Below are 4,678 nucleotides of genomic sequence, written 5' to 3' on the forward strand. Positions count from 1 at the left end.
TCGCCCACGACAACTCCGCATCGCCCTGAACACTCGCGATCCCCCAGTGGATGAACAAACCCAACCCCGCCTCCGGATACCACTGCGCGTCCGCATGCGTTGTCCGGTGAAAACTGTCTTGGGCGGCATTCGTATCCTGAACCCCAATGACCTTGTGCTGCTCTTGCGCCGCGTCTTCCTGCGCAATGCTGACTGGCGAAAAGGCTAGACCAACAGCAATCGCTACAATGAAGAGAGATGAAGGAGGTTGAAAGCAAGCCCGGTTATTCATGATGCGCACTCCTTTTGCTGCACAGCGGTCAGAATAAGCGAGTGAACTGAGTCGTACAAGTGCGCATAAGGTCGATTCTGATGGGTAAACTACGGCAATATTGCGCCGAGGGTACAAGTACATGCTTCTGACAATAACGAATACGACGCCAGCCGCCACCGATCTGGGGTTTCTATTGCACAAGAATCCCGCTCGCCTGCATACGCGAGACCTTCCTTTCGGTCGCGCGCATGTCTTCTATCCCAAAGCAGGGAACGACGAGTGTACCGCCGCACTTATGCTGGAAATTGACCCTGTTGGCCTGGTTCGCGGTCGATCGAGCCAGAACGGAGAGGGTGGTCCGTTGGACCAGTACGTGAACGACCGGCCCTACGTCGCATCGTCATTCATGAGCGTTGCAATCGGACGCATGTTCGCGACGGCCATGTCGGGACGGTGCAAGGATAGGCCCGAATTGGTGGACACGCCTCTGGCATTGCGTGTGAGTCTGCCCGTCGTTGCATGTCGTGGTGGAAAGCCGTTTCTCAAGAAGCTCTTTGAGCCGCTGGGATACAGTATTGAGACGGAGCAACTTGAACTGGATACTGCGTTTCCGGAGTGGGGAGCGAGTCCGTATCACTCGGTGACGCTAGCGGGAACGTGCACAGTGCATGACCTCTTGAGTCACCTATACGTGCTCATTCCTGTGCTTGACGACGAGAAGCACTACTATGTCGGAGCCGATGAAATCGAGAAGCTCCTACGGCACGGCGATGGTTGGCTCCAAGGACACCCGGAACGCGATGAAATCGCTCACCGGTACCTCAAGCACCATCGGCGACTGACTCGCATGGCTCTAGCGCGCCTGGTTGAGGAGGAGGCGGCAGACCCGGATGTTGAAGTCGCCGTGCAGGATGTTGAAGAGGCTGAGACAGAGCGCTCTTTAAGCCTCAATGAGCAGCGTCTCAGCGCCGTGTTACATCAGTTGAAGACTTCCGGTGCGAAGCGAGTTCTAGATCTTGGCTGCGGAGAAGGAAGATTATTGAAGCTCTTGTTGAAGGACATTCAGTTTTCGTCAATAACAGGCATGGATGTTTCCGTACGTGCATTGGAAACAGCCTCAGAGCGCTTGGGATTGTCGCGATTACCGGAGCGTCAGCGTCAACGGCTTACGTTGATTCACGGGTCGCTGATGTATTCGGATTCGCGTCTCAAGAGTCACGACGCCGCCGCTGTCGTGGAAGTCATCGAACATCTCGAGTCCTATCGGTTGGCCGCATTCGAACGAGTTCTATTTGAGTTCGCTCAGCCTGCTCGCATTGTTCTGACAACGCCAAACGTGGAATACAACATACTCTTTGAAACTCTTCCAGCGGGAAGGCTTCGGCATCGCGATCATCGATTCGAGTGGACGCGCGCCGAATTCCGTGCGTGGGGCGATCGGATAGGTGCGCAATTCGGATACTCCGTGGAGTACTTCCCCGTCGGACCGGAAGACCCCATACACGGCGCACCTACGCAAATGGCGGTATTCTCACAATGACAATCACTATTCCTGAATTGGCGCTAGTTACTTTGGTGGGCGTATCCGGATCGGGTAAGTCGACGTTTGCGCGGAAGCACTTCCGCTCGACTGAAGTGCTGTCTTCCGATTTCTGCCGCGGGATGGTCTCAGACAATGAGAACGATCAATCCGTCACGAAGGACGCGTTTGATGTCCTGCAGTACATCGCGTCCAAACGACTGGCATTGGGCCGCCTCACTGTAATCGACGCGACAAACGTCCAACCGGAATCCCGCAAGCCTTTAGTGGAATTGGCCCGCAAGTATCATTGCATACCTGTGGCGATTGTCCTCGATGTGCCGGAAAAGCTCTGTGCGGCGCGTAACCGCGAACGAGCAGACCGGCAGTTTGGCGAACATGTTGTGAGGCAGCAATGCACGTCTTTGCGGCGTTCGTTGCGAAGTCTGAAGCGTGAAGGATTTCGCCACATCTATGTGTTGTCTTCGCTGGAACACATTGAATCGGCGGAAATCGTACGACAACCCTTGTGGAACAACCTTCGCCACGAGCGTGGCCCCTTCGACATAGTCGGCGACGTACACGGCTGCTTTGATGAATTGGTTCAATTGCTCAGTGAACTTGGCTATCGCATTGAAAGGGTCGACGAGTCTTCGCCGTCCGGGTTCCAGGTTACTCCGCCGGATGCAAGAAAAGTGGTTTTCCTAGGCGACATCGTCGACCGCGGACCGAAGATCCCCGAGGTGCTGCGTCTGGTCATGAGCATGGTGAAATCCGGCGTAGCGCTGTGCGTGCCGGGAAACCATGACATCAAGCTCATGCGCAAGCTCCAAGGCAAGGACGTGCAGATTAAGCACGGGTTGGCCGAGACTTTGGAACAGCTTGAAGGCGAAAGTACGGAGTTTCGGTCTACTGTGTGTGATTTCCTCGACGGTCTTGTGAGTCACTATGTCTTGGACGGGGGAAACCTGGTCGTGGCTCATGCAGGCATGAAGGAAAGCATGCAGGGGCGTGGGTCCGGCGCGGTGCGCGATTTTGCGTTGTTCGGTGAAACCACCGGAGAAACGGACGAGTTCGGTTTGCCGGTGCGCTATCCGTGGGCACAGGAATATCGCGGTAGTGCCATGGTCGTTTACGGACACACTCCTGTTCCCGAAGTGGAGTGGATCAACCGGACTATCAATATCGATACCGGATGTGTCTTTGGCGGAAAGCTGACAGCGCTTCGATATCCGGAGCGCGAAATCTTCTCTGTGCCCGCTCTTCGACAGTACGCTGACCCTGTGCGTCCCTTGGCTGCCAATGTGGGAGACTCGGGAGATAAGCGTCCGGATGACGTGCTATTTCTGGAAGATGTCATGGGCAAGCGTGTGGTGTCGACGCAATTGCGTTCGAACGTGACAATTCGCGAAGAGAATGCTGCCGCAGCTCTGGAGGTGATGAGCCGATACGCGGTTGATCCGCGGTGGCTGATCTATTTGCCGCCGACGATGTCTCCCTCGGAGACGAGTCAACGGCCTGGGTTATTGGAGTATCCCGTCGAAGCCTTCAGTTACTTCAAGAACTGTGGCGTGTCACGGGTCATCTGCGAAGAAAAGCACATGGGATCTCGGGTTGTTGTTGTCCTTTGCCGGGACTCGGAGGTCGCGCGCAAGCGATTCCACGTTCCGGATGGCAGCATCGGGGTGTGCTACACGCGTACCGGGAGGCGGTTCTTCAACGACGTTAAGATGGAAGCAGCTCTATTGGAGCGAGTTCATGCCGCCATGACGCGCGCAGGCCTCTGGGATGAACTGGAAACAGATTGGATCTGTCTGGACTGCGAGCTTATGCCATGGTCGGCCAAGGCGCAGGAACTGCTCCGACGACAGTACGCGCCCGTTGCCTCGGCCTCGCGAAGTGCACTTTCGCACACGATAGCCGAATTGCGGGGGGCTGCCAGTCGGGGTGTCGAGGGCATGGATTCGTTGCTTGTATGGGCGGAGTTGAGTGCGTCTGATTGCGCGGCATATTCGGCGGCCTACCGCCGTTACTGCTGGACGGTAACATCCTTCCACGACCTCAAGCTGGCGCCGTTTCATGTGATGGCGACGGAAGGTTGTGTGCACACATCTCGCGACCATGTTTGGCACATGGATGTAGCGAAGCGATTGCATCGAGCGGATTTGGATGCACACGGCAATGAACACGTGATTATGGACACTCGTTGCCTGAGCGTGGACGTGATGGATGAGGAAAGTGTTTCTGAAGGCATTGCGTGGTGGGAGGAACTTACCGAGGCTGGTGGCGAAGGCATGGTGATTAAGCCGCTGGAGTTTATTCACTCGGGCCACAAGGGACTTACACAACCTGCACTAAAGTGCCGCGGGCGCGAGTACCTGCGAATTATCTATGGGCCGGAGTATACGCGCGAGGAAAACTTGGAGAGGCTGAGGGCGAGGGGACTGTCTGGCAAACGTTCCTTGGCACTTCGCGAATTCGCGCTGGGCGTCGAATCGCTTGAACGGTTTGTGCGCTACGAACCGCTCTACCGTGTTCATGAATGTGCTTTCGGTGTTCTGGCGATGGAGAGTGAACCGGTAGATCCGCGTTTGTAACGACTGCCCTCGCGAAAACGGTGCTCTGAGCCCCTCGTCCCGTGTATAGTCTTAGAATGTGAACGTTGGGTTCATGATCAGGGGGAGTTATGCGATTCAGACTATTCAGTATTGCTGTCGTCTTTACGACGATTTCCGTATTGGCTTTTGCGGCCGACGCGCCGTTTCCGGGCGCGAAGAGTGACTGGAACGGATACGACAAATACGATTTCGAGTGTGCCGAACGTCCTGCCATGGTTGTGGTACCCAAGGAAGCGGCACCAGGAAAGCCGTGGATTTGGCGGGCGCTCTTCTGGGCGCACGAGCCGC

General features: G+C 55.9%; 4 protein-coding genes. 3 read left to right on the forward strand and 1 reads right to left on the reverse strand.

Annotated features, from left to right (window positions below; all coding sequences use genetic code 11):
• Nucleotides 1-271: hypothetical protein (locus K1Y02_25440; protein ID MBX7259725.1), on the reverse strand; the 271-nt coding region annotated here is incomplete at its 3' end.
• A 121-nt stretch (nucleotides 272-392) separates the two neighbouring features.
• On the opposite strand from K1Y02_25440, the gene K1Y02_25445 reads away from it, so the two are divergent.
• The 3 genes from K1Y02_25445 to K1Y02_25455 all read left to right on the forward strand — a co-directional run.
• A complete protein-coding gene (locus K1Y02_25445) occupies nucleotides 393-1,793 on the forward strand; it encodes a 3' terminal RNA ribose 2'-O-methyltransferase Hen1 (protein MBX7259726.1) in 1,401 nt (466 codons plus the stop codon).
• Nucleotides 1,790-4,369 (forward strand): polynucleotide kinase-phosphatase, encoded by a 2,580-nt coding sequence (locus K1Y02_25450; GenBank protein MBX7259727.1) that lies wholly within the window; start codon nucleotides 1,790-1,792, stop codon nucleotides 4,367-4,369. Before K1Y02_25445 ends, K1Y02_25450 begins: the two co-directional genes overlap by 4 nt.
• Before the next feature lie 89 nt (nucleotides 4,370-4,458).
• Nucleotides 4,459-4,678, forward strand: a 220-nt coding sequence (locus K1Y02_25455) for an alpha/beta hydrolase (GenBank protein ID MBX7259728.1), incomplete at its 3' end; no start/stop codon positions are given.

It is taken from the genome of Candidatus Hydrogenedentota bacterium (assembly GCA_019695095.1).
Classification (GTDB): domain Bacteria; phylum Hydrogenedentota; class Hydrogenedentia; order Hydrogenedentales; family SLHB01; genus JAIBAQ01.

Bases quoted from the DNA above. Each gene is read 5' to 3' on its own strand.
- K1Y02_25450 (MBX7259727.1), top strand. From the start codon at position 1,790: ATGACAATCACTATTCCTGAATTGGCGCTAGTTACTTTGGTGGGCGTA.
- K1Y02_25445 (MBX7259726.1), top strand. From the start codon at position 393: ATGCTTCTGACAATAACGAATACGACGCCAGCCGCCACCGATCTGGGG.